The organism is Paralysiella testudinis, assembly GCF_016894345.1.
In the GTDB taxonomy this organism is placed as follows: Bacteria; Pseudomonadota; Gammaproteobacteria; order Burkholderiales; family Neisseriaceae; genus Paralysiella; species Paralysiella testudinis.
The window spans coordinates 1,323,185-1,347,542 of sequence record NZ_CP069798.1; the positions used below are offsets into that span (position 1 = coordinate 1,323,185).

Annotated in this window: 18 protein-coding genes and 2 pseudogenes; 6 read left to right on the plus strand and 14 right to left on the minus strand. The window is 55.0% G+C overall.

Annotation, left to right across the window (positions count from 1 at the left end):
• Window positions 1-54: 54 nt before the first annotated feature.
• The 6 genes and pseudogenes from JQU52_RS06865 to JQU52_RS06890 form a co-directional block, all read right to left on the minus strand.
• Window positions 55-471: pseudogene (locus tag JQU52_RS06865) on the minus strand (FKBP-type peptidyl-prolyl cis-trans isomerase); the annotation flags it as partial.
• A 285-nt stretch (window positions 472-756) separates the two neighbouring features.
• On the minus strand, window positions 757-1,929 hold the full coding sequence (locus JQU52_RS06870; RefSeq protein ID WP_230340539.1) for an extracellular solute-binding protein: 1,173 nt from the start codon (window positions 1,927-1,929) through the stop codon (window positions 757-759).
• Window positions 1,930-2,147: 218 nt separating this feature from the next.
• Window positions 2,148-2,810, minus strand: a complete 663-nt coding sequence (locus tag JQU52_RS06875) for a HEPN domain-containing protein (RefSeq protein WP_230340376.1) — start codon at window positions 2,808-2,810, stop codon at window positions 2,148-2,150.
• 147 nt (window positions 2,811-2,957) lie between these two features.
• The gene (locus tag JQU52_RS06880) at window positions 2,958-4,409 is read right to left on the minus strand and encodes an NAD-dependent succinate-semialdehyde dehydrogenase (RefSeq protein WP_379061412.1); all 1,452 of its coding nucleotides are present in this window, start codon (window positions 4,407-4,409) and stop codon (window positions 2,958-2,960) included.
• A 67-nt stretch (window positions 4,410-4,476) separates the two neighbouring features.
• Window positions 4,477-5,754: a 4-aminobutyrate--2-oxoglutarate transaminase gene (gene gabT / locus JQU52_RS06885; RefSeq protein ID WP_230340378.1), complete on the minus strand. Its 1,278-nt coding sequence runs from the start codon at window positions 5,752-5,754 to the stop codon at window positions 4,477-4,479.
• A gap of 400 nt (window positions 5,755-6,154) precedes the next feature.
• The gene (locus JQU52_RS06890) at window positions 6,155-7,156 is read right to left on the minus strand and encodes an asparaginase domain-containing protein (RefSeq protein ID WP_230340379.1); all 1,002 of its coding nucleotides are present in this window, start codon (window positions 7,154-7,156) and stop codon (window positions 6,155-6,157) included.
• A gap of 111 nt (window positions 7,157-7,267) precedes the next feature.
• Here JQU52_RS06890 and gltX point away from each other — a divergent pair, with 111 nt between their 5' ends.
• From gltX to JQU52_RS06920, 6 genes and pseudogenes are all read left to right on the plus strand, one after another.
• Entirely contained in the window at window positions 7,268-8,656 is a 1,389-nt protein-coding gene (gene gltX, locus JQU52_RS06895) for a glutamate--tRNA ligase (RefSeq protein ID WP_230340380.1), read from the plus strand.
• 172 nt (window positions 8,657-8,828) lie between these two features.
• On the plus strand, window positions 8,829-9,929 hold the full coding sequence (gene mnmA / locus JQU52_RS06900; protein WP_230340381.1) for a tRNA 2-thiouridine(34) synthase MnmA: 1,101 nt from the start codon (window positions 8,829-8,831) through the stop codon (window positions 9,927-9,929).
• A 66-nt stretch (window positions 9,930-9,995) separates the two neighbouring features.
• Complete coding sequence (locus JQU52_RS06905; protein ID WP_230340382.1) at window positions 9,996-11,654, plus strand: AMP-binding protein; 1,659 nt, start codon at window positions 9,996-9,998, stop codon at window positions 11,652-11,654.
• A 352-nt stretch (window positions 11,655-12,006) separates the two neighbouring features.
• The gene (locus JQU52_RS06910) at window positions 12,007-12,654 is read left to right on the plus strand and encodes an IS110 family transposase (RefSeq protein ID WP_230338180.1); all 648 of its coding nucleotides are present in this window, start codon (window positions 12,007-12,009) and stop codon (window positions 12,652-12,654) included.
• A 20-nt stretch (window positions 12,655-12,674) separates the two neighbouring features.
• Window positions 12,675-13,009 (plus strand): annotated as a pseudogene (locus tag JQU52_RS06915) (transposase).
• Between the two features lie 227 nt (window positions 13,010-13,236).
• Window positions 13,237-14,895, plus strand: a complete 1,659-nt coding sequence (locus tag JQU52_RS06920) for an AMP-binding protein (protein ID WP_230340383.1) — start codon at window positions 13,237-13,239, stop codon at window positions 14,893-14,895.
• A 290-nt stretch (window positions 14,896-15,185) separates the two neighbouring features.
• Here the strand turns inward: JQU52_RS06920 and JQU52_RS06925 are convergent, their stop codons facing one another.
• From JQU52_RS06925 to JQU52_RS06960, 8 genes are all read right to left on the minus strand, one after another.
• Window positions 15,186-16,784 (minus strand): peptide chain release factor 3, encoded by a 1,599-nt coding sequence (locus tag JQU52_RS06925; protein WP_230340384.1) that lies wholly within the window; start codon window positions 16,782-16,784, stop codon window positions 15,186-15,188.
• Between the two features lie 379 nt (window positions 16,785-17,163).
• Complete coding sequence (gene glyA / locus JQU52_RS06930; RefSeq protein WP_230340385.1) at window positions 17,164-18,414, minus strand: serine hydroxymethyltransferase; 1,251 nt, start codon at window positions 18,412-18,414, stop codon at window positions 17,164-17,166.
• A gap of 195 nt (window positions 18,415-18,609) precedes the next feature.
• Window positions 18,610-19,371 (minus strand): nitroreductase family protein, encoded by a 762-nt coding sequence (locus JQU52_RS06935; protein WP_230340386.1) that lies wholly within the window; start codon window positions 19,369-19,371, stop codon window positions 18,610-18,612.
• Window positions 19,372-19,702: 331 nt separating this feature from the next.
• Complete coding sequence (locus JQU52_RS06940; RefSeq protein WP_230340387.1) at window positions 19,703-20,749, minus strand: glycerol-3-phosphate dehydrogenase/oxidase; 1,047 nt, start codon at window positions 20,747-20,749, stop codon at window positions 19,703-19,705.
• Window positions 20,750-20,878: 129 nt separating this feature from the next.
• Window positions 20,879-21,874, minus strand: a complete 996-nt coding sequence (locus JQU52_RS06945; protein ID WP_230340388.1) for an ABC transporter ATP-binding protein — start codon at window positions 21,872-21,874, stop codon at window positions 20,879-20,881.
• Window positions 21,871-22,659 (minus strand): ABC transporter permease, encoded by a 789-nt coding sequence (locus JQU52_RS06950; protein ID WP_230340389.1) that lies wholly within the window; start codon window positions 22,657-22,659, stop codon window positions 21,871-21,873. Before JQU52_RS06950 ends, JQU52_RS06945 begins: the two co-directional genes overlap by 4 nt.
• Window positions 22,660-22,662: 3 nt before the next feature.
• Entirely contained in the window at window positions 22,663-23,535 is an 873-nt protein-coding gene (locus JQU52_RS06955) for an ABC transporter permease (RefSeq protein WP_230340390.1), read from the minus strand.
• A complete protein-coding gene (locus JQU52_RS06960) occupies window positions 23,532-24,338 on the minus strand; it encodes an alkaline phosphatase family protein (RefSeq protein WP_230340391.1) in 807 nt (268 codons plus the stop codon). The genes JQU52_RS06955 and JQU52_RS06960 overlap by 4 nt, the downstream gene beginning before the upstream one ends.
• Between the last annotated feature and the right edge of the window lie 20 nt (window positions 24,339-24,358).

The window sequence follows — 24,358 nt, forward strand, 5'->3', positions numbered from 1 at the left end:
TTAAAAAAGGCTGCCTGAAAACATTTTCAGGCAGCCTTTTCTGCTAAGCAGGGCTTATTCGCCTACTTTGACCAGTTTGACATCAAATACCAAAGTGCTGTTGGCGGGGATGGCACCGGGGATTTCGCGCTCGCCGTAGGCCAGATTGGCGGGGATAAAGAAGGTGTATTCGCCGCCTTCTTTCATCAATTGCAAGCCTTCGGTCCAGCCGGCAATCACTTGATTCAGCGGGAAGCTCACCGGCTGGCCGCCGTGTTTGGCGGTGCTGTCGAACACGGTACCGTCAAGCAGGCGGCCTTCGTATTCCACGCTTACGATATCGGTGGCGGTGGGGCTTTTGCCGCTGCCGGGCTGCTTGATTTTATATTGCAGGCCGGAAGCGGTGGTTTGCACGCCGTCTTTGTTTTTGTTGGCAGCCAGAAAGGCTTGGCCGGCTGCGGCGGCATCGCCAGTGGCTTGTGCTGTGGGCGCTGCCGGGGCTTCAGCGGTGGGGCTGCTGCCGGTTTCGCCGTTGCTAAAGCCGTTGTTGCTGTTGTTGCAAGCGGCCAAGGCAAGGCTGGCGGCCAAGGTGGTGATGAGCAGGGAAAGTTTGCGTGATGACATGGCGGTTTATCCGGTGAAGGTGAAGTAAAGCGGCATTAGAACATATTGCCGGGGCGCTGTAAAAATATCGGGCTGCCTGAAAATCAGCGCAGCCCGATTAAGGCGGTTTTTTAGAGCCGGTTCACAATAAAATATCGTGAATGGGTTTGACTCTTAGTGGCTGCCCACTTTGATTTGCTGCCACAGGCGCACGCTCAGTCTTTTGGCGTCGTCGCTCATTTGCGGCATTACAAAGCCGTGTTTCATGTCGTCGGCATTGGGGAAAATGGAGCGCACGGCCACCAATTTGGGGTCCATTTTGTCGCGTGCGGGCAGGCTGGCGGGGGCAAAGGTCACCGCATTGCCGTTTTTGGCCGCCACTTCGGCATCCAAGGTGTTGTTGATGTATTTGTGCGCATTGAGCACGTTTTTGGCATCGGCCGGAATCAGCCACGATTCAATCCAAAAACCCATGCCTTTGGGGGTGAGCACGGTGATGTTCACGCCGTTGGCGGTTTCTTCGGTGCGCGCTTTGGCCATGTTTAAGTCGCCGCCGTTGCCTGCGGCCAAGCACACGTCGCCGCGCGCCAATTCGTCAATCACTGAGGGGCTGAAACGCTTGATGTCGGGGCGGATGGCTTGCAGCACTTCGGCTGCGGCCTTGATGTCGTCGGGGTTGCTGCCTTTGGGGTCTTTGCCCATGTAGTTCAGCACAATGGGGAACATTTCGCTGGGGGTGTCCCACAGGGCAATGCCGCATTGCTTCAGCTTATTGGTGTATTCGGGTTTGAACAGCAAGTCCCATTCGTTTTCAGGCAGCTTGCCACCCAAGATTTCTTTGGCTTTGTCGGTGATGGCCAAGGTGTTGACGCCGCTGAAATACGGCACGGCATATTCATTGCCCGGATCCGCTTCGGCCAGCATGGTGAGCAATTGTGGGTCGATATTTTTATAGTTGGGAATCAAATCTTTGTGCACTTTTTGATACGCACCAGCATTGATTTGGCGCGGCAAAAAGGCAATGCCGGGCACCACCAGGTCGTAGCCGGATTTGCCAGTGAGCATTTTGGCTTCCAGCGTTTCGTTGTTTTCATACAAATCGTAGTTCAATTTGATGCCTTGGGCTTTGGCAAAATCGCTTACCGTGCTTTCATCGACATAGTTCGACCAGTTGTAGATATTGAGCGCATCGGTTTGCGGCAGGCTGCTTGTGGCGGCGCTGCTGGCCGCAGAGGCTGCGGCAGGGGTGGATGCAGCCGAAGCGGCAGCGGGTTGGCTGGATTGGCCGCCACAGGCAGCCAGCGCCAAAGCGGCGCAGGCGGAAAGCAGAATTTGAGCTTGGGTCATGGTGTGGGTGTCTTTGGGTGGGGCGGACAAGGCCGCTTACTGGGTGAGAGGTTTAAAAAATGTGTTCAGGCAGCCTTTTCATGATTTGAAATGCTGCAATGCTGCAATGCAATAAAGTGTTATTTTAAAGGCAGGGGCTGCCTGAAGCAAGCAGAAGCAGAGTAGAGCAATGTCGCCAAGGTTTCAGGCAGCCTTGAATAAGCAGGTGCTGATTTGGGCTACTGATCTTTTACCACCGGATAGAAAGGCTGCCCCCAATCCGGGTGTTGGTGGTTTTGCTGCATAATCCACAGCATCAGCGGCATAAAGCGCAGCAAAATGGCGCAGCCGTCTTTAAGCTGGGTACGGTTTACCGAACTATTGCAGGTGGCACCGCCGTGGATAAGCTGGTTGCGCAGGGTGTAGAGGCGGTCGAACACCACCGCCAGCACGGTGTCGGTGTCTTTGGCGGCCAGCGCTTTATGCGCCTTTTGCCGCGCCCGTGCAAAGTCGTCTTGCCACGCGGTTTCGCTAATCAGGCCGTTGTGGAAATCCCAAAACGGCTGAAAAATATAGCGGTTATCCAGCAACAGGCGGATATTGCCGGGAAACGACTCCCACACCAATGTGTAAATTTGCTGCTCGGTATCCAAACGGCACAAGGTTTGCAGAAAATGGCGGAAACCGCTGCGCTCAGAGCCCAATACACCGGCCGCTGTTTCTTTGGCATAAGCAGCATTAAAAGCAATCCACAGCATAATAAAGCGGTTGTCCAAATCCTCATCTGCGGTGTGGGCGGCTTTGTCTAACCAACTGAGTGAGCGGTGAATGCGCAAGCGGAAGGGCTCGCTGTAATTTTGCCGGTGTGCCTGGTAATGGGTTTGCAGGGTTTGAATATTCATGGGGTTCTCCGTTGTTGGGGTCTTTTCCCGTCATAATGGATTGTTTTGGGCGCGGCCGGGGTAGAAAAAGCAGACCTTTGTGGTCTGCTTTTTTGGTGGTAGGTTTAGTGGTATTTTATGATTAAAATAAAATTAAATACTTTAAAATCATATCGCTAATAAAATATATTTAATTTCCACATAGTCCTCAATGCCGTATTTAGAGCCTTCGCGACCGAGGCCGGATTGTTTTACGCCGCCAAACGGTGCGGCTTCGTTGGAGAGGATGCCGGTGTTGACTGCCACCATGCCGTATTCGAGGTTTTCGGATACGCGCACCACGCGGCCGATGTCGCGGCTGTAGAAATAGGCGGCTAGGCCGAATTCGGTGTCGTTGGCGTAGCCCACCACTTCGTCTTCGTGTTCAAATTTGAATACGGGTGCCAAGGGGCCGAAGGTTTCTTCTTTGGCCACTTTCATGGCTTGGGTTACGTTTTTAACGATGGTGGGCTGGAAGAACAAGCCGCCCAAGGCGTGCGGCTGGCCACCGGCCACCACTTCGCCGCCTTTGGCTTTGGCGTCGTCGATGTGCTCTTGCACTTTGGCCAAGGCGTTTTGGTCAATCAGCGGGCCGAAGTTAACACCGGCATCCAAGCCGTTGCCCACGGAGAATTTGGCCACGGCAGCGGTGAGTTTGTCGACAAAGGCATCGTAGACGCCGCTTTGCACATACAGGCGGTTGGCGCACACGCAGGTTTGGCCGGCGTTGCGGTATTTGGAAATCATGGCACCTTCTACGGCGGCATCGATGTCGGCATCGTTAAACACGATAAAGGGGGCGTTGCCGCCCAATTCCATCGACACTTTTTTGACGGTGCCCGCGCATTGGGCAATCAGCTTGCGGCCCACTTCGGTGGAGCCGGTGAAGCTGAATTTTTTAACCCGGTCGTCTTCGGTGAGCACTTTGCCGATTTCGGAAGAGCCGCCGGTAATCACGTTAAACACCCCGGCCGGAATACCGGCGCGGTGGGCCAGCTCGGCAATCGCCAGCGCCGATAAGGGCGTTTGCGAAGCCGGGCGCACCACAAAGCTGCAACCGGCAGCCAATGCCGGAGCGGCTTTGCGGGTAATCATGGCGTTGGGGAAGTTCCACGGGGTGATGGCGGCGCACACGCCGATGGGCTGCTTGGTAACCAATACGCGTTTGTCGGCAGCGGGGCCGGGGATGATGTCGCCATACACGCGTTTGCCTTCTTCGGCATACCATTCGATGTAGGAGGCACCGTAGGCGATTTCGCCTTTGGCTTCGGCCAAGGGTTTGCCTTGTTCGCTGGTGAGGATGATGCCCAAGTCTTCTTGGTGTGCCATCATCAGGTCAAACCAGCGGCGCAAAATCACGCTGCGCTCTTTGGCGCTTTTGGCTTGCCAGCCTTTTAAGGCGGTTTGGGCGGCGGCCACGGCACGCTCGGCTTCGGCAGCGCCCATTTTGGGGATGTCGGCAATGTGTTCGCCGGTGGCGGGGTTGGTAACGGCAATCACGGCGCCGTTGTCGGCATTAAGCCATTGGCCGTCGATATAGCACTGTGTTTTTAACAGGCTGGGGTCTTTCAATTGCATCAGATTTTCCTTCCAATGGATTTTAAACAGGCTGCCTGAAAATTTCAGGCAGCCTTTTGCTTCCTTTTGCTTATTGTGCCGCGTGGCGCAGGGCGGCTTCCATTTTGTCCAGTGCTTCGGCAAACACATTGTCTTGAATGGTGAGCGGGAACAGGAAGCGCATTACGTTGTAGTACATGCCGCAGGTGAGCAAAATCAGGCCGTTTTCCAATGCGTGGGTTTGGGCTTTTTTGGCAAAGGCGGCGTCGGGCTCGTTGCTGCCCGGCTGCATAAATTCCACCGCAATCATGCCGCCCAAGCCGCGCACCATGCGGATTTGCGGGATGTCGCCTTTCAGGCCTTCGAGGCGGGCGCGCAATTGATCGCCCAGGGTTTGCGCGCGTTGGCACAGCTGCTCTTCTTCAATTACGTCGAGCACGGCGTCTACGGCGGCCAATGCCAAGGGGCTGCCGGCATAAGTGCCGCCCAAGCCGCCGGGTGCGGGGGCATCAATGATTTCCGCTTTACCAACCACGCCGGAAATGGGGAAGCCACCGGCCATGGATTTGGCCATGGTGATCAGGTCGGGCGCCACGCCGGTGTGTTCGGTGGCAAACAGTTTGCCGGTGCGGGCAAAGCCGGTTTGCACTTCGTCGAAAATCAACACAATGCCGTGCTCATCACACAGTTCGCGCAGGGCTTGTAAAAAGTCAAACGGGGTGACGTTAAAGCCGCCTTCGCCTTGCACTGGCTCCACAATAATGGCAGCCACATCGGTGGGGGCAATGGTGGCTTTGAAGATTTTTTGAATCCCGGCCAATGCGTCGTCAACGCTCACGCCGTGCAGTTCATTGGGGTAGGGCGCGTGTACGATGTCGGCGGGGAAGGGGCCGAAACCCAGTTTGTAGGGCGCTACTTTGCCGGTGAGGCCGAGGGTGAAGTTGGTGCGGCCATGGTAGCCGCCAAAAAAGGCAATTACGCCGCGGCGGCCGGTGTGGGCGCGTGCCACTTTAACCGCGTTTTCCACCGCTTCGGCGCCGGAGGTGAGGAAAAAGGTTTTCGCTGTGCCGCCCACCGGGGCTTTGGCATTGATTTTTTCCGCCGCGCTCACATAGCTTTCGTAGGGCACCACTTGGTAGCAGGTGTGGCTGAATTTTTGCAACTGCTCGGCCACGGCGGCCTGCACTTTGGGGTGCAAATGGCCGGTGTTGAGCACGCCGATGCCGCCGGCAAAGTCGATGTAGCGCTTGCCTTCGGTGGTCCAGATTTCGGCGTTTTCGGCGCGTTCGGCGTAAAAATCGCACATAATGCCCACACCGCGGGCGGTGGCGGCCAGGCGGCGTTGGGTGATTTCAACGGATGACGACATGGGGGTTTCTCCTTAAAATAATAAACAATGCCTTGATATAGAAGCGGCAATAAAACAGGGCAAAACACACACAGCACTGCCAACAAAAGTGTGGGTGGTGGCGTGTTTGCGGGTGGAATTTTGGGGGTGTTGATGCGCAGAAACGGCGGCTGTGTTTCGCTGTGCAAGCCGTATGCAGCCGCCTTTTACTCTTTGCCAACATTACGCTTTCACTCTAGTGCTGTCAACCGCGATTCCGAAAATCTGGGGTTTGGTTTTGCGCTGCGAAATTAAAGGCTGGATTGGTCGTATCAAGGCTGCCTAAAACGAAGTTTCTGCGTAGCTAAAACGCCGTTTCTGCACCGCTAAAACTTTTCAGGCAGCCTTATATTTAAAGAAAAGATTGTGAACCGGCTCGAAACTAAACCCACAATTGCCAATGGCGCAACATCTGCTCAATTTGCGGCTGTGTCCAGCCGTTGGCGGCGGCTAGGGTGAGTAAGGCCACGGCGGTTTCGCGGTTGCATTTGCCGCCGTTAATCACCCCGGCGGCACGCAAGGCGCTGCCTTGGGCGTACACGGCGGCGGCACAGCCTTGGGCCACTTGGCTGATGTTGAGCACCGGCACGCCTTGGGCGCATACGGCGGCGATGGCGGCGAGTAAATCGGCATCGGCGGGGGCGTTGCCGTGGCCGTAGCTGGCCAGCACCACGCCGTCGGCGGTAAAGTGTTGCAGGCTGTGGGCAATCATGGCGCTGTTGGCACCGGGAGTGAGGGTGTGGCAAACGATGTTGACGGCCGGGTTAAAAGCGGTAGCTTGGGCGGCATGGCCGAGCGGCGGCGGTAATTCGTGCAGGCGCAGTTGCTGCCAGCCGCTTTCGGGCTGCCATTGCCCCAGCGGTGCAAAATGGGGGGTGGCAAAACCGGCGGCGTGTTCGGTGCTCACCTTGCTGCTGCCCACGGCGCGGTATAAGGCACCATTAAAGGCGATGGCCACGTGTTTTAAATCGGGCAAATCAAAGGCGGCCAGTGCAGTTTGCAGGTTTAGCGGGGCATCGCTGCCCGGTGCGCCCAGCGGCCATTGCGCGCCGGTGAGTACCACCGGTTTAGTCAATGCGGGCAGGGCCAGTGCCAGCAGATTGGCGCTATAGGCAAGGGTGTCGGTGCCGTGCAGAATCAGCACGCCGTCGTAGTTATCTAAATGTTGATGCAGCCAAGCCAGCCAGCGCTGCCAGTCGGCCAGGGTAAGGGCGGAAGAGTCGATTAAAGGCGCGGCCAAATGCCAATCGGTATCCATTTGCCCGCCAAGCCAGGTTTGGGCGCGGCTGCCCAAATCGGCGCACGGTGCCAAGCCGTGCTCGGTTTGCATCATGCCGATGGTGCCGCCGGTGTATAAAATAGCAATGCGTTTGCGCGTATTCATGGTGTTGCGGTGGCAGGTTAAAGAAGGTACCAGCATAACACGCGGCAGGGTTTTTTTCAGGCAGCCTTGCGCGTACAATACGCTTTTGTTTTTATTGATTGAGCCGTTGCCATGATTCGTACCCGTTTTGCCCCCAGCCCCACCGGTTTTCTGCACATTGGCGGTGTGCGCACCGCTTTGTTTTCGTGGGCATTTGCCAAAAAACACCACGGCCAATTTGTTTTGCGCATCGAAGACACCGATTTGGAACGCTCCACGCCCGAATCGGTGCAAGCCATTTTGGACGGTATGCACTGGGTGGGCTTGGGCTACGACGAAGGCCCGTTTTACCAAACCCAGCGGTTTGAGCGCTATGCCGAAGTGTTGCAGCAGCTGGTGGCCGGCGGCCATGCTTATTACGACTACACCAGTAAAGAAGAGCTGGATGCCTTGCGTGCCGAAGCCGAAGCACGCGGCGAGCATTTTTGGTACGACCGCCGTTGGCGGCCGGAAAGCGGCAAAACGCTGCCTGAAATCCCCGCCGATGTGGCGCCGGTGGTGCGCTTTAAAATGCCGCTGGAAGGCAGCACCGGCTGGGACGACTTGGTGAAAGGCCGCATCGACATTGCCAACAGCGAGCTGGACGACTTGATTATCGCCCGCGCCGACGGCAGCCCCACTTATAACTTCTGTGTGGTGGTGGACGACTTCGATATGGGCATCACCCAAGTGATTCGCGGCGACGACCATGTCAACAACACCCCCAAGCAAATCAACATCCTGCAAGCCATGGGCGGTGCCTTGCCGCAATACGCGCATTTGCCGATGATTTTAAACGAAGCCGGCGCCAAAATGAGCAAGCGGCGCGATGCGGTGAGCGTGGTGGATTACGACCGCCAAGGCATTTTGCCGGTGGCGCTGCTCAACTATCTGGCGCGGCTGGGCTGGGGGCATGGCGACGATGAATTTTTCGATATGGCGCAATTTGTGGCTTGGTTCGACTTAAAAGACGTGAGCCCTTCGGCCAGCCGTTTTAATCAGGAAAAACTGCTGTGGCTCAATGCCCAACACATCAAAGCCACCACCAACGATGCCTTGGCCGAACTGGTGCGCCCGCGCCTGGCCGTGCGCGGCATTGCCGCTGCAGAGAAGCCAGCATTGGCCGACATCATGGGGCTGGTGAAAGAGCGGGTGCAAGACTTAAACCAACTGGCCGACGAATGCGCCTATTTTTATGCCAAAGCCACGCCCAGCGAAGAAGAACTGGCCAAACACTGGAGCGATGAAGCGGCGGCGCGGATGCTGCGCTTTGCCGACAAACTCGAAGGTGTGGCCGATTGGGATGCCGAATCCATCCATGCTTTGTTTAAGCCGTTTTGTGCCGAAGAAGGCATTAAAATGGGGCAACTGGGCATGCCGCTGCGCTTGGCCGTGTGCGGCACCGGCAAAACCCCGTCGGTAGACGCCGTGCTGGCCTTGATTGGGCGTGAAGAAGTGTTGCGGCGGATGCGCGGCGTGTAAGTTGGAAATCCATTTAAATTAATATTTTCAATTATGTACAGGCTGCCTGAAACCCGTTCAGGCAGCCTGTATGCTCAATAAATGCTGCATTGCCGCATGAATAGCTGCTCTAATTTTATTGTCGCAAGCCCGGTGGGCTATGGCAAAATTGCGGCGCTTTAGGTAAAAACACATGAACACAACACTCCCAACTTCCCGCATCGTGGTAGGGCTTTCCGGCGGCGTGGATTCGTCGGTTACCGCCCATTTGCTCAAACAAGCCGGGCATGATGTGCGCGGCATCTTTATGCAAAACTGGGAAGACGACAACACCGACCAATATTGCTCCATCAAGCAAGATTCGCTCGATGCCATGGCGGTGGCCGATATTTTGGATATCGACATTGATATTGTGAATTTTGCCGCCGAATACAAAGACAATGTATTCGCTTATTTTTTGCAGGAATACCAAGCCGGACGCACCCCCAATCCCGATGTGCTGTGCAATGCCGAAATCAAGTTTAAATGTTTTTTGGACTATGCACTGGCCGGTGGCGCCGACCTGATTGCCACCGGCCATTATGCCCGCAAACAGGTGCGCGGTGGCGTGCATTATCTGCTCAAAGGCTTGGACGGCAATAAAGACCAAAGCTATTTTTTATACCGTTTGCAGCCGCACCAGTTGGCCAAATCGTTGTTTCCGCTGGGGGAATTGGCCAAGCCGCAGGTGCGCTTATTGGCAGAGCAGGCACAATTGCCCACGGCGGCCAAAAAAGACAGCACCGGCATTTGCTTTATTGGCGAGCGCCCGTTTCGGCAGTTTTTACAGCAATACCTGCCCACCAATCCGGGCGATATGGTTAGCCCCGAAGGCAAAGTGGTGGGGCGGCACGAAGGGCTGATGTATTACACCCTTGGCCAGCGCAAAGGCTTGGGCATCGGCGGCGCGGGTGAGCCGTGGTTTGTGGCCGGTAAAGATTTGCCGCACAACACGCTGCTGGTGGTGCAAGGGCATAATCATCCGCTGTTGTTCAGTCACAGCCTCGTTATGCACGATTTGAGTTTTACGCTGCCTGAAAAGCCGTCGCCGGGGCGCTACGGTGTGAAAACCCGCTACCGCATGGCCGATGCCATGGCCGAGCTTAGCTATCTGGAAAACGGCCGCGCGCAGCTGGTGTTTGACGCGCCGCAATGGGCGGTAACGCCGGGGCAGTCGGCGGTGTTGTACGATGGCGATGTGTGTTTGGGCGGCGGCATTATCGCCGGCACCGACAGCAACAGCATTCGGATTTAAATTTAAAGGTGGTTTTGGCTTTTAGGCTGCCTGAACAATAACACGATGACAAAATAGGGAGCAGACATGGAAAAAATCTGGTTAAACAGCTATGAGCCGGGCGTGCGTGCCGAAGTAGACGTGCGCGCTTACGGCTCGATTGTGGACGTGTTTCACGACAGCGTGAAAAAATTCGGCGGCCGTCCCGGCTACACCAATATGGGCGTGAGCCAAACCTATGCCGAAACCGGCGCTTATGTAGACCAGTTTGCTTCTTATCTGCAAAACGTGCTCAAGCTGCCCCGCGGCGAGCGCGTGGCGGTGATGATGCCCAATGTGTTGCAATATCCGGTGGCGGTGTTCGGCATTTTGCAGGCCGGCTGCGTGGTAGTGAATGTGAATCCGCTGTACACCCCGCGCGAGTTGGAGCATCAGCTCAAAGACGCGGGGGTGAGCACCATTGTGGTGCTGGAAAACTTTGCCAACACACTGGAGCTGGTGTTGCCGCGCACGCCGGTGAAAAACGTGGTGGTGGCCAGCGTGGGCGATATGCTCGGTCTGCTTAAAGGCACGCTGGTGAATTTTGTGTTGCGCAAAGTGAAAAAAATGGTGCCCGAATACCGCATTGCCCAAGCGGTGCGCTTTAAAGATGCGCTGGCACAAGGCAAGCAGCAGCCGTTTAAGCCGCTGGCGCTCACCTTGGAAGATTTGGCCTTTTTGCAATACACCGGCGGCACCACCGGCGTGGCCAAGGGCGCGGAGCTCACCCACGGCAATATCGTGGCCAATATGCAGCAGGCGGGGGAGTGGATTAAATCGAAAGTGGTGGACGGCGAAGAAACCGTGGTTACCGCCTTGCCGCTGTATCATATTTTTTCGCTCACCGTAAACCTGATGATTTTCACCAAAGCCGGTGCCAAAAACATCTTGATTACCAACCCGCGCGACATTCCCGGCTTTGTGAAAGAGCTGAAAAACAACCAAGTTACCGTGCTCACCGGCGTGAACACCTTGTTTAATGCGCTGGTGCACAACCCCGATTTTGCCGGTATTGACTTTTCCACTTGGAAAATCTCGCTCGGCGGCGGTATGGCGGTGCAAAAAGCGGTGGCACAAGAATGGAAACGCATCACCGGCACCCCGCTGATTGAAGCTTACGGCCTCACCGAAACCAGCCCCGGCGTGTGTGTGAACCCGCTGAACATTCCCGAATACACCGGCAGCATCGGCCTGCCGATTCCCAATACCGATGTGCAAATCCGCGATAATGAAGGCCGCGAAGTGCCCTTGGGCGAAGCGGGCGAATTGTGGGTGAAAGGCCCGCAAGTGATGCGCGGCTACTGGCAGCGCGCGGATGAAACCGCCAAAGCAATTGATGCACAAGGCTACTTGGCCACTGGCGATGTGGCGATTATGAACGCGCAAGGCTATGTGAAACTGGTGGACCGCAAAAAAGACATGATTGTGGTGTCGGGCTTTAATGTGTATCCCAATGAAGTGGAAGACGTGGTGGCCGAAATGCCGGGCGTGCTGGAAGTGGCCTGTGTTGGCGTGAACAGTGAAAAATCGGGCGAGGCAATCAAGCTGTTTGTGGTGAAGAAAGATCCGGCGCTCACGGCCGAAGACATCATTGCTTTCTGCCGCCAAAACCTTACCGCCTATAAAGTGCCCAAAGACATCGAGTTCCGCCAAGAGCTGCCCAAGTCGAATGTGGGCAAAATCCTGCGTAAAGAGCTGCGCGGTTAAATCTGTATCAAAAAGGCGGGCTGTGAATGTTCGCCTTTTTTATTGGCTTTTTGCTTTCAGGCAGCCTTAAAGTCCGTAGGTCGGATTCTTGAATCCGACGCTTGTTCAAGGAACAAGATGGCATTGTTTTGGCTTATTCGGGCAAATGTCGGATTCAAGAATCCGACCTTGTATCTCTCAAGCGGTGAGTAAAACGCGTATTATTCCCGCCCCGTATGGCAGCAAACTGTATCCGACCCAAGTGCCCGACACTGAAATGTAGATAACACTGCCATACACCTCATCCTACAATCTGAATGGTATCCAAGTGCGCGGCAGCGCCCGCAAGACACTGCATAAATAAGGATAGATTATGATGAACTTCCAAGTATTGGGCATCGACATCAGCAAAAACAAATTAGATTGTGCTCTTATCCGCGACATTGGCAGCAGTAAAATCAAAACCAAAGCATTGCCAAACCACCTCCAAGGCTTTAACCAACTGACAGAATGGCTGTATAAAAACATCGGTGAAGACTTAAGCCTACTCAAAATTTTCATGGAAGCCACCGGCGTTTACCATGAAGCATTGGCAGAGTATCTGCATAACAAAGGCATCGCCGTTTATCTGCTTAATCCTGCCGACAGTGCCCATTATGCCAAATACGACAGCTTGCACAAAACCGATAAGGCTGATAGCCAGTCACTGGCCAGAGCCGGTATTGACCGCCTCATGCACCACAAAGTACGCCAATGGCAGCCTGCTGCACCCCACATCAAGCGGCTCAACGCACTACTAGCCCGTCTAGATGCGCTGCAAAGCGATCTGCAGCGTGAAGACAACCGCATGGAGAAAGCCGGATTCAGCGCTGTTCCCGAAGCGGTCAGCCAGTCCATCAGCACCATGCAGACCAATTTGAAGCAGCAGATCAGCACCATCACACAGGAAATCGAACAACATATTGACCGGCATCCTGATTTGAAAAAGACCGTGCTTTACTGCGCAGCATACCCGGTGTAGGTGAAGTGGTTTCATTGCGCATGGTTGCGCTCTATCATAGCAAACATTTTACCTCCGCCTCGCAAATGGCTGCCTATTTGGGATTGGTGCCGAAAAACGGGAATCCGGCAAACACAAAGGCAAAGCCATGCTTTCCAAGCGGGGCAGTTCGGTCATACGAGCTAAGTTGTATATGGCTGCGGTGGTTGCAAAAACGTGGAATCCGGATATTAACGCGCATTACCGCAGACTGAAAGCCAGAAACAAAACGGAAATGCAGACCATCGGCGCAGCGATGCGCCGCTTGGTACAGATTTGCTTTGGTGTGTTGAAGCACCAATGCGAATATCAGGCCAAAATAACCATTGCGGCTTGATGCGAGAGATGGTATCTACGCCAACTATATTTAACCAAGCCCCCGAGGTTAAGAATAAGCCGCTGCAATTGTGCAGTGCAACTGGTCTCACACCGCCAAATCGGCCATAATGGTCTTTCAAAATAAAATGAATGGTACATGCTTGGAAACGCTGGTTTGTATCGTTTATTTTTTTGTCATTATTTAAATAAAAAGTAAATGCGGTTCTTACCCATCAAGGAGAAACAATGGAAAAAATCTGGTTATCAAGTTATGAGCCGGGCGTGCGTGCCGAAGTAGACGTGCGCGCTTACGCTTCGATTGGTGCGGTATTTGATGAAGCGGTGCAGAAGTTTGGCAATCGGCCTGGCTTCAGCAATATGGGTGTTACCCAAACTTATGCCGAAACCGCCCGCTTGGTGGATCAGTTTGCCTCCTATTTGCAAAACGTGCTCAAGCTGCCCCGTGGTGAGCGCGTGGCGGTGATGATGCCCAATGTGTTGCAATATCCGGTGGCGGTGTTCGGTATTTTGAAAGCGGGCTATGTGGTGGTGAATGTGAACCCGCTCTATACCCCGCGCGAGCTGGAGCATCAGCTTAAAGACAGCGGCGCCACCACCATTTTGGTGCTGGAAAATTTTGCCAATACATTGGAGCAGGTGTTGCCGCGCACACCGGTGAAAAACGTGATTCTCACCAGCGTGGGCGATATGCTTGGCCTGCTCAAAGGCACACTGGTGAACTTTGTGTTGCGCAAAGTGAAAAAAATGGTGCCCGAATACCGCATTCCCCACGCAGTGCGTTTGAAAGATGCGCTGAATCTGGGCAGTCAGCACGCTTTGCAGCCGGTGGATGTGACATTGGAAGACTTGGCCTTTTTGCAATACACCGGCGGCACCACCGGCGTGGCCAAAGGCGCAGAGCTTACCCACGCCAATATTATGGCCAATATGCAGCAGGCGGGCGAATGGATTGGACGCCATGTGCGCGACGGCGAAGAAGTGATTGTCACCGCCTTGCCGCTGTATCACATTTTCTCGCTCACCGCCAATTTGATGGTGTTTACCCGCCACGGCGCCAAAAACCTGCTGATTACCAATCCGCGCGATATTCCCGCCTTTGTCAAAACCTTAAAGCAAGAGCGGGTGAGCGTGATTACCGGGGTGAACACCCTGTTTAATGCGCTGCTCAATAATCCAGATTTTGCCAGTGTGGACTTCTCCAGCTGGAAAGTGGCCTTGGGCGGCGGCATGGCGGTGCAAAAAGCCGTGGCCGATCGCTGGCAGCAAACCGTGGGCATCCCTTTGATTGAAGCCTACGGCCTCACCGAAACCAGCCCTGCCGCTTCGATGAATCCGCTGAATCTGACCGCTTATAACGGCAGTATCGGCCTGCCGATTTCCAATACCGAGGTAGACATCCGCAACGACGAGCGCCAAAGCCTGCCGGTGGGCGAAATCGGCGAATTGTGGATTAAAGGGCCGCAAGTGATGCGCGGCTATTGGCAGCGTCCGGAAGACACCGCTAAAGTGATTGATGAGCTGGGCTTTTTTGCCACCGGCGATATGGCGATAATGGACGAGCAAGGCTTTATCAAACTGGTGGATCGCAAAAAAGACATGATTGTGGTGTCGGGCTTTAATGTGTATCCCAACGAAATCGAAGACGTGGTGGCGCAAATGCCCGGTGTGCTGGAAGTGGCCTGCATCGGCGTGAACAGCGACAAAACCGGCGAAGCGGTGAAATTGTTTGTGGTGAAAAAAGACCCGGCGCTAAGCAAAGAAGACGTGATTGCCCATTGTCGCCAAAACCTCACCGCCTACAAAATACCCAAAGAAATCGAATTCCGCGATGAATTGCCCAAATCCAATGTGGGCAAAATTTTGCGTAAGGAATTGCGGGGTTAATGGCTTGAATCAATAATACCAATTCGAAAAAACAACCTAACTGTGTTGGCTCGCCTTAGCTCGAAGAGAACGATTTTGTACGGCGTAGGCGCGCCAACAAACTCTGTTCCGTACTAGGTGTACTGTCTGCGGCTCAGCTCAAAGAGAACGATTTACTAGGGTGCTAAAGCACCAAGTAAATCAGTTTCGCCTTGTTATCTTATTTTTTCGAATTGGTATAACACAAGGCTGCCTGAAAGCAAAGTTTTCAGGCAGCCTTTTATCGAAATACCAGCCGATACCGCAAGCGCTTAATCGTTTAAATTCACCGCATGTTCACGGGTTTCGTGGAATACGATGTCCGGCCAGCGCTCTTGTGTTAAGCCCAGATTTACCCGGTTTGGTGCCAGATAGGCCAGATTGCCGCCCGCATCAATCGATAAATTGGCGGCATTGGCTTTTTCAAATTCGGCCAGTTTTTTCTTGTCGTCGCACGATACCCAGCGCGCCGACCAAATGCTGGCCGAATCAAACACCGCATCCACGCCGTATTCGGCCGCCAGCCGCGCGGTGACCACTTCAAACTGCAATACACCCACGGCGCCCAAAATCAGGTCGGCGCCCGAATGTGGTTTAAACACCTGCACCGCACCTTCTTCGCCCAATTGCTGCAGGCCTTTTTGCAATTGCTTCATTTTCAGCGGATTTTTAATGCGCACGCTGCGAAACAGCTCCGGTGCGAAAAACGGAATGCCGGTAAAGGCCAGCATTTCGCCTTCGGAAAAGCTGTCGCCAATCTGGATATTGCCGTGGTTGGGAATGCCGATAATATCACCCGCAAACGCCTCTTCCACCAGCTCGCGGTCGTGCGACATAAACGTGACCACGCTGGAAGCGGCAATGTCGCGGTTTAAGCGCAGGTGTTTCATCTTCATACCACGCTCAAATTGGCCGGAGCACACACGCAAAAAGGCAATGCGGTCGCGGTGTTTCGGATCCATATTGGCTTGAATTTTAAACACAAAGCCCGAGAACTTGTCTTCCGCCGGTGCCACCATGCGCGATGTGGCGTCGCGCGGCTGCGGTGCCGGCGCCCATTCAATCAGCGAATTCAAAATTTCCTGCACGCCGAAATTATTGATGGCCGAGCCGAAAAACACCGGCGTGAGCTCGCCGGCCAAAAATGCGGCCAAATCAAATTCGTTGGAGGCGGCCTGCACCAGCTCAATTTCATCGCGCAATTGCTGCATTTCCAGCGGAAACAGCTCGCTTAGGCGCGGGTTATCAATGCCTTTAACCACATCGAATTCATGCGGCAGCTTTTCGCCGCCCGCCTCAAATAAATACACTTCGTCATTGAGAATGTGGTACACGCCCTTGAAGTTTTTGCCCATGCCAATCGGCCAAGTGACCGGTGCGCAGCGGATTTGCAGCACGCTTTCCACTTCGTCGAGCAATTCCAGCGAGTCGCGCACCTCGCGGTCGTACTTGTTCATAAAGGTCACAATCGGCGTGTGGCGCAAGCGGCAAACGTTTAACAGCTTAATGGTTTGCGCTTCCACGCCCTTGGCCGCGTCGATTACCATCAAGGCGCTGTCCACCGCCGTGAGCACGCGGTAGGTGTCTTCGGAGAAATCTTGGTGGCCGGGGGTGTCGAGCAGATTCACCGTGTGCGCGTGGTAGTCGAACTGCATCACTGATGAGGCCACCGAAATACCGCGTTGTTTTTCAATTTCCATCCAGTCGGAAGTGGCAAACTTGCCCGACTTCTTGCCCTTTACCGTACCGGCGCTTTGAATCGCACCCGAAAACAGCAGCAATTTTTCCGTTAAGGTGGTTTTGCCCGCATCGGGGTGGGAAATAATGGCAAAGGTGCGCCGATGGGCAACCTGCTGGGCAATCTGGCTCATAATGGCTTGGAATCAACAATAAAAACAATAAAATAAGACGGCCGAATGCCGTCTTTTGTGCGGGCGCTATTGTAGCATGTTTTGTTTTGCGCACATAGATGCGGACGGCAAGGAAACCTTGCTCAGGGAAGATGCCGGCGTTTGATTGGGTGCAAATCCATGCGAATGGTCTGATTTAAATGATGGGCAATATAGCAAAGAAATTCAACAAACTCTGTTCCGCACTATTTGTACCGTCTGCGACCCGCCGCCTTCTATGATTTATTTTCTTTGCTCTTAAAGTATCAAAGCGGCTGGTGATACGAAAAAAGGCTGCCTGAAAACAAAGCTTCTGCGAAGCTAAAACATTTCAGGCAGCCTTTGCTACAGATTAAAACGCTTAGTTGCCGTATACCGGCAGTTTGCTGCACAAAGCCTGTACTTTGGCGGCGGTGGCGGCAATCACGGCTTCGTCTTGCGGGGCGTCCAATACGTCGGCAATCAGGTTGCCAAGCTCGCGGGTTTCGGCTTCGCCAAAGCCGCGGGTGGTGATGGCAGCAGTGCCCAGGCGCACGCCGGAGGTGACGAACGGTTTTTCTGGGTCGTTGGGGATGGCATTTTTGTTGACGGTAATGTGCGCTTTGCCCAATACGGCTTCGGCGTCTTTACCGGTGATTTTTTTCGGCTGTAAGTCCACCAGGAACATATGGCTTTCGGTGCGGCCGGACACAATGCGCAATCCGCGCGCAATCAAGGTTTCGGCCAGCACTTTGGCGTTGGCTTTTACTTGTTTGGCGTAAGTTTTGAATTCGGGTTGTAAGGCTTCTTTGAAGGCCACGGCTTTGGCGGCAATCACGTGCATTAAGGGGCCGCCTTGCAGGCTGGGGAAGATGGCCGAATTGAGCGCTTTGGCGTGTTCGTCGGTTTTGCAGATAATCACGCCGCCGCGCGGGCCGCGCAGGGTTTTGTGGGTGGTGGTGGTGACAAAGTCGGCAAACGGCACCGGGCTTGGGTATTCGCCACCGGCAATCAGGCCGGCGTAGTGTGCCATGTCGACAAACAAATAAGCGCCTACTTTGTCGGCGATTTCGCGGAAACGCGCCCAGTCGATTTCCAGTGCGTAGGCGGAAGCGCCGGCCACAATCATTTTGGGCTTGTGTTCCAGCGCCAGGCGCTCTACTTCGGCATAGTCGAGCACTTCGTTTTCATCCAAGCCGTAGCTGATGACATTGTAGAGCTTGCCGGAAATATTAACGGAAGCGCCGTGGGTGAGATGGCCGCCGTGGGCCAAACTCATGCCCATGATGGTGTCGCCCGGTTTGAGCACGCTGGTGTACACGGCTTGGTTGGCTTGCGAGCCGGAATGCGGCTGCACGTTGACATATTCGCCGCCAAACAGTTGTTTTAAGCGGTCGATGGCCAATTGCTCGGCCACATCCACATGTTCGCAGCCGCCGTAATAGCGTTTGCCGGGGTAGCCTTCGGCGTATTTATTGGTGAGCTGGCTGCCTTGGGCTTCCATTACGGCGCAGCTAACGTAGTTTTCCGACGCAATCAGTTCCACATGGTCTTGTTGGCGCTGGTTTTCATCGGCAATGGCGGCGGCCAATTCGGGATCGTATTGTTCAATGGTAACGCTTTTGGAAAACATGGGAGATTCCTTTTGCAAAGGGTGTGGATGAACGAAGCAAAGCGGCGCTTTTGATAGCAAAGGCTGCCTGAAAGACGGCAGCCATTGTAACCCAAGCACCTGCGGCTGTGGCTGAAATCCATTGCTGCGCTGCATGAGACGGCCGCATATTGGGTTGCTTTGCTATGGCATGCTGCTTAACCGTGCTGGTGCGGCTTAATCCAAATCGCCGGGCAAGCCGTTGGGGTGGGTAAGCAAGCCTTGTTGTTTCAGCAGTGCGATATTGGCAGGCACATAGGTTTGGCTGTAATAGCGGGCGAATTTTTGGCGGTAGGGCAGTTTTTCGCGCGCTTCGCCAAAGGCGGTCATGGTGTGCTCGTAGCTGGCCAAATCGGCTTCCAATTGGGCGTCGGGCGCGTAGCGGTTTTCAAACACCACGGCTTGTTGTGGCAGGCGCGGTTTGAGGCGCATGTCGATGTCGGCCACGCCGATGCACAGGCCAAACAGCGGGAAGGTGTGCGGCGGCAGTGCCAGCCAGTCTACCAATTGGGTGGCAATCTGGCGCAGGCCGCCGATGGGGCAGATGGCATAGCCCAGGCTTTCGGCGGCCACAATGGTGTTTTGCGCCGCCATGGCGGTGTCTACGCTTAAGGTGAGCAGGGTGTCGGGTGTGCCTGCGGCGGCAAAGCTGCCTGCGTAGGCGCGGCTGGCCAGCTCGGCGCGGTGGGCATCGGCCACAAATACCCAGAATTCGCTACAGCTGGCGATTTGCGGATTGCCCGGCTGTGCGGCGGCGATTTGTGCGCGCAAGGCGGGATCGGTGATGCGGATGATGCTGTAGTGCTGGCCGTTCATCCACGACGGTGCTTGGCGGGCGGCGGTTAAGATGGCTTGAATTTCGGCTTCAGGCAGCGTGTGGCCGTTTTTGAAATGGCGGTAGCTGCGGTGTTGGCTGAGCAGGTCGATAACGGGGTTCATGGTGCTTTCCGAGAGATAAATTCGAACAGGCACGATGTTAGCATTAAAACATCGGCCAGCTCAAAACCCGCTTTCCGGCTGCCTGAAAAATTGAATCATTCATGTTGTTATAGGGTAGACGTAGAGTGCGCTGTGCGCACCGCCAGCAGCGTAAAGCATTGTGGTTCGGTAAGGGCGGTTTGTGTTTCAGGCAGCCTTGAAAAATCAGTATCTATAGTGAAATGAAGAATAAAGTGATACAAGGCGCGAAGCCGCAGACAGTACAGGTAGTACGGCAAGGCACAGCAACGCCGTAGCGCTTTGTTATGCATTTCACTATATCTTTCGTTAATCAGGTTTTGAGCAACACATCCGCCGCCGCTTGGCCTTGAATCTGTGCGGTGGTCCATTTGCCGCCGTAGATGTGCAGCACATTGTCGATGCGCTCAAACGCCCATTCGCGTTTGGCTTGGCTGGGGTTGGCGGCGGTTTTCAGCAGCGGGCGCACGCCGGAGAAGGTGGCGACGATGTCGGCGGCGTGCAATTCGGTGCGATGGTAGTGGTTGTGGGCAGCCAAGAGGTAATCGATTTCGGCGCTGCTGGCGTTTTCGGCGGCGGGATGTGCTTGGCGTACTTCGGTGGTGCCGATTAGGGTGCGGCCTTGGTAGGGCAGCACGAAGAAAATGCGTTGCTCGCCCGGCACCGGCAGCATCAGCGCTGCGGGGCAGGGGCGGTTGATAAACAGATGGCTGCCGCGCACCCAATCGATTTGATGCTCGGCGGCACCGGGCTGCTGGCGGCGCAAGTCCATTACCCACGGGCCGGCGGCGTTGACGATATGGTCGAATCCAGCCAGCTCGGCCAAGCTGTCTATGTGGTGCTGTGTTACCAATTCGGTGCCTAGAGCTTGGGTTTGCGCCAGCACCCATAAACCCAGCGCGTGGTCGTCCATTTGCGCATCAAAAAAGCGGTAGGCGCCTTGCAGGCCGTTGGGGTTGAGGTCCGGATAGTGGCGCAGGGTGTCGGCGCTGCTTAGCCATCGTGCCGGTGCAAAGCCGCTGCCGCGTGCCAGCAGGTCATACAGTTTCAGGCCAATGCCCACTTGCCAGCGCGGGCGGCCGCTGTGGCGGTAGATGGGAAACAGCAAGGGCAGGGGATGGCATAAATGCGGCGCCTGTTGTAACCAAAAGCGGCGTGCCTGCAAGGCTTTGTGTACCAGAGAAAATTGACCGGTTTCCAAATAGCGCAGCCCGCCGTGAAGCAGTTTGGAAGAGGCGCGGCTGGTGTGGCTGATGGGGCTGTCTTGTTCAAACAGGGTAACTTGGTGGCCGCGTTGGCTTAAAGCCCAAGCGGTGCAGGTGCCGACAATGCCGGCGCCCACGATGGCAATCTTGCGCATGGCAAATAAGATCCGAGATGGGGTTGTGCGTGGGTTGAGTATTGGGTTTCAGGCAGCCTTTAAACAGCAGATATGATGCCCAAAACGGGCGGGCATAAAGCCCGCCCCTATGGTTTGGTATTGCCTTGGCTAATGTGCCGGTGCCAGCGCAATCACGGCGGCGGCGGGGATGCTGAGAAATACCGCCATGCCTTCGCTCAAGGTGCTCAGTTGGCCGTGGTTGAGCACGTCTACGTTCAGCACGTCATCGTGCGCAGTGTGCACGCGGTAGCGCACCACGCTGCCCAAGAGGGTGCGGCTTTGGATGGTGCCGGGAATATCGCCGTTTTCCAAGCTGATTTGGATGGTTTCCGGGCGCACGGCTTGGGGGCTGTGGTGGCCGTTTTGCCGGAATACATGCAGGCTGCCCATATTGTAGTTGCCGATAAAACCGGCGGCAAATTCGCTGGCGGGGCGGCTGTAGAGCTCTTCCGGGCTAGTGTGTTGCTCGATGCGCCCTTGGTTGAGCAGCACCACTTGGTCAGACATGGCCAAGGCTTCTTCTTGGTCGTGGGTCACAAAAATGGTGGTGAGCTGCAATTCTTTTTGGATGTCGCGGATTTGGCTGCGCAGGCTTTTGCGGATGCGCGCATCCAGTGCGGATAGAGGCTCGTCCAGCAGCAGCAATTTGGGCTCCATCACCAGCCCGCGCGCCAAGGCCACGCGCTGTTTTTGGCCGCCGGATAAAGACGCCGGTTTTTGTTTGGCGCAGCTTTGCAGCTCCACCAATTCCAGCACTTTTTGCACTTTGGCGGCGCGCACATCGGCGGGCAGTTTTTTGATTTTCAGGCCGAATTCGATGTTTTCCACCACATTCATATTGGGAAATAGGGCGTAGTGTTGGAACACCATGGCGATGTGGCGTTTTTGCGGGCGCAGATGGGTGATGTCGCTGCCGCCCAGCAAAATCTGGCCTTCGTCTAAGGTTTCTAGCCCGGCAATACAGCGCAAGAGGGTAGACTTGCCGCAGCCGGAAGGCCCCAGCAAGGTGAGCAGGCAGCCTTCGGGAATGTGGATGTTGAGGTGGTCTACCACCACCAGTGAGTCGAACGCTTTATAGGCATTTTTAATCACCAATTCGCTCATGTTTTTTTCTCCCGGCTCAGCCAACTCACCAATAAGGTAATCAGCAGCATCACGATAAAGTAGGAAATCACCACCGCACTGCTCAAATGGCCGGAGCGGTTTTTCAAGCTGTAAAGGTATATTTGGATGGTTTCCATATGGCCGCCGGAAAGAATGTTGATAAACACAAACTCACCGATCAAAAAGGCAATGGAGATAAAAAACGCCACCATCAAGCCGCGCTTTAAATTGGGCATCAGCACGCGCACAATGGTTTGCAGGCGGCTGGCGCCGAGCAGTGCCGAGGCTTCGAGCAAATCTTTAACGCCGATGGCGCGCAAGTTGTTATCCAGCGAGCGGTACACAAACGGCAGCACAATGGTGAAATAACAGCCCACCATAATCAAAAATGTGCCGCTAAAGCTACTGAGCCAGCCGGAATAGAGCTGCATAATGCCCACCGAAGCCACCACCGGCGGCAGAGTGAAGGGCAGCACCAAAATGGGGTTGATCCATTTTTCCCATTTCGGGTGGCTGGTGTGCACCGCCATCAGCACCGGAAACACAATCACAATGCTCAATACCGCGGCCACGGTGCTCAGCAGCACCGAATAAAAGCTGGCTTTAAGAAAACGCGGGTTGGTCCAAGTGTCCACCATCCAACGCATGGTCCACGCTTCTGGCAGGATGGTGCGCGACCAGCTACTGGAGAGCGCATACATAAAGGTGGCGATTACCGGCACCAGCATAATCAGCATCAGCACGGCCAGATAGGCATAATGTAAAGAACGGGTACGGGCGTGCATGGTTTACTCCCGGTAGCGGCGCAGCAGGTATTGGTGAATCAGTGTCATCATCATCATCAGGCTCACCAGCACCAAAGCCAGCGCGGCGGCCATATTCGGCTCCAAGGTGAGGTTGCCTGCAATCAGCGAGGAGATGCGGATGGGCAGGATGTTGAAGTTGCCGTTGGTGAGTGCATAAGCGGTGGCATACGCGCCCAAGGCATTGGCAAACAAGATGATAAAGGTGCCCAGCAGCGCCGGTGCCAGCACTGGAATAGCCACTTTGACAAAATAGCCGCGAAACGAAGAGCCAAGCAAAAAGGCGTTTTCCTGCCATTCAGGCTTCAATGATTCAATCGCCGGGTACAAGAGCAAAATCGCCAATGGAATTTGAAAATAAATATAGCTGATTAAAATGCCGCTATAGGAATACACATCCAGCGGCAGCTTGATGCCAAAGGCTTGGAACAGCAAGGTCACAACGCCCGCACTACCGAACACAATCATGATGGCAAAGGCCAGCGGCACGCCGCTGAAATTGCTCAACAGGCTGTTGATCAGCACCAGCGCTTGGCCAAAGCGGGTTTCGCGGATGGCATACAGCGAATAAGCACCTTGAAAGCCCACCAATAAGCCGACCACGCTGCTAATCAAACTGAGCTTGAGCGAAATCATCATCGCCTGAAAATAAAACGCATTGGTGAATACGGCGCTTAAATTGGTAAGGCTGAATTGGCCGCTGTCGCTGCGAAAGGCATTGATTACCACCCACGCCAGTGGCGCCAGCAAAAACAGGGTAACCAACAAAGCAAAGGGCATGGCGGCTACATAGGCGCCCAAGCCGAATTTGCGGCGGCGTGGCACCGGATGTTGCTGGGCTGGTGCGGCGCTGCTCATGCCAACAGCTCCGCGCATACGGGTTTGTCGTGCGCCACGCCGAGCAGCTGGCACACGGTGCCGCAAATATCGGTTTGGCGGATGGCGGCATCGGCCAGCGAAAAGGCGCTGCCAAAGGTGTAGAACGGTACTTGGCGCTCTTCGGGCAGAATGCCGCCGTGGCTGCGGTCGTTGTTCATGCCGTGGTCGGCAGTCACAATCACTTGGTAGCCGTCATCCAGCCAGGCTTGCAGGTAGCCTGACAGGGCAATATCGGCTTTGCGCGCGGCATTGCGGTAGGTGCTGCTGTCGTAGCCTGCTTGATGGCCGGCGTCGTCGATGTTCATCGGGTGCACCAGCATAAAGTGGGGTGCGTGGGTGCGGCGCAGGTGTTCGGCATCGTCGAACAAATGCGAATCGGGGTAGGCATCGTGGTAATAAAAATGGCCGTATTGAATCGGCAGTGCCGGGTTGGCGGTGTGGCGATCGCTGGCGGCATTGAACGGCGCGTGGTTGTACAGCTCGCTCACCCAATGGTAAGCGGCGGCGGCGGTGGTGAGGCCGGCGGCGCGGGCGTAGTGGAAAATGCTTTGCCCGTGGGATAAACGCACCACATTGTTGTGATAAATGCCGCTTTGCGCAGGCGGCACGCCGGTGAGCACGCATTCGTATAAGGGGCGCGACATCGACGGCAATTCGCATTCCAAGGTATAAGCCCGCCCCAGCCCTTGTTGGCACAATGCTTGTGAATAGCCCATGCATTGCAGGCCGGTGGTGGCGTTTAGGCCGTCGAGCAGAACCAGAATAACTTTATGGGATGACATGATAAGGCTGCCTGAAATGG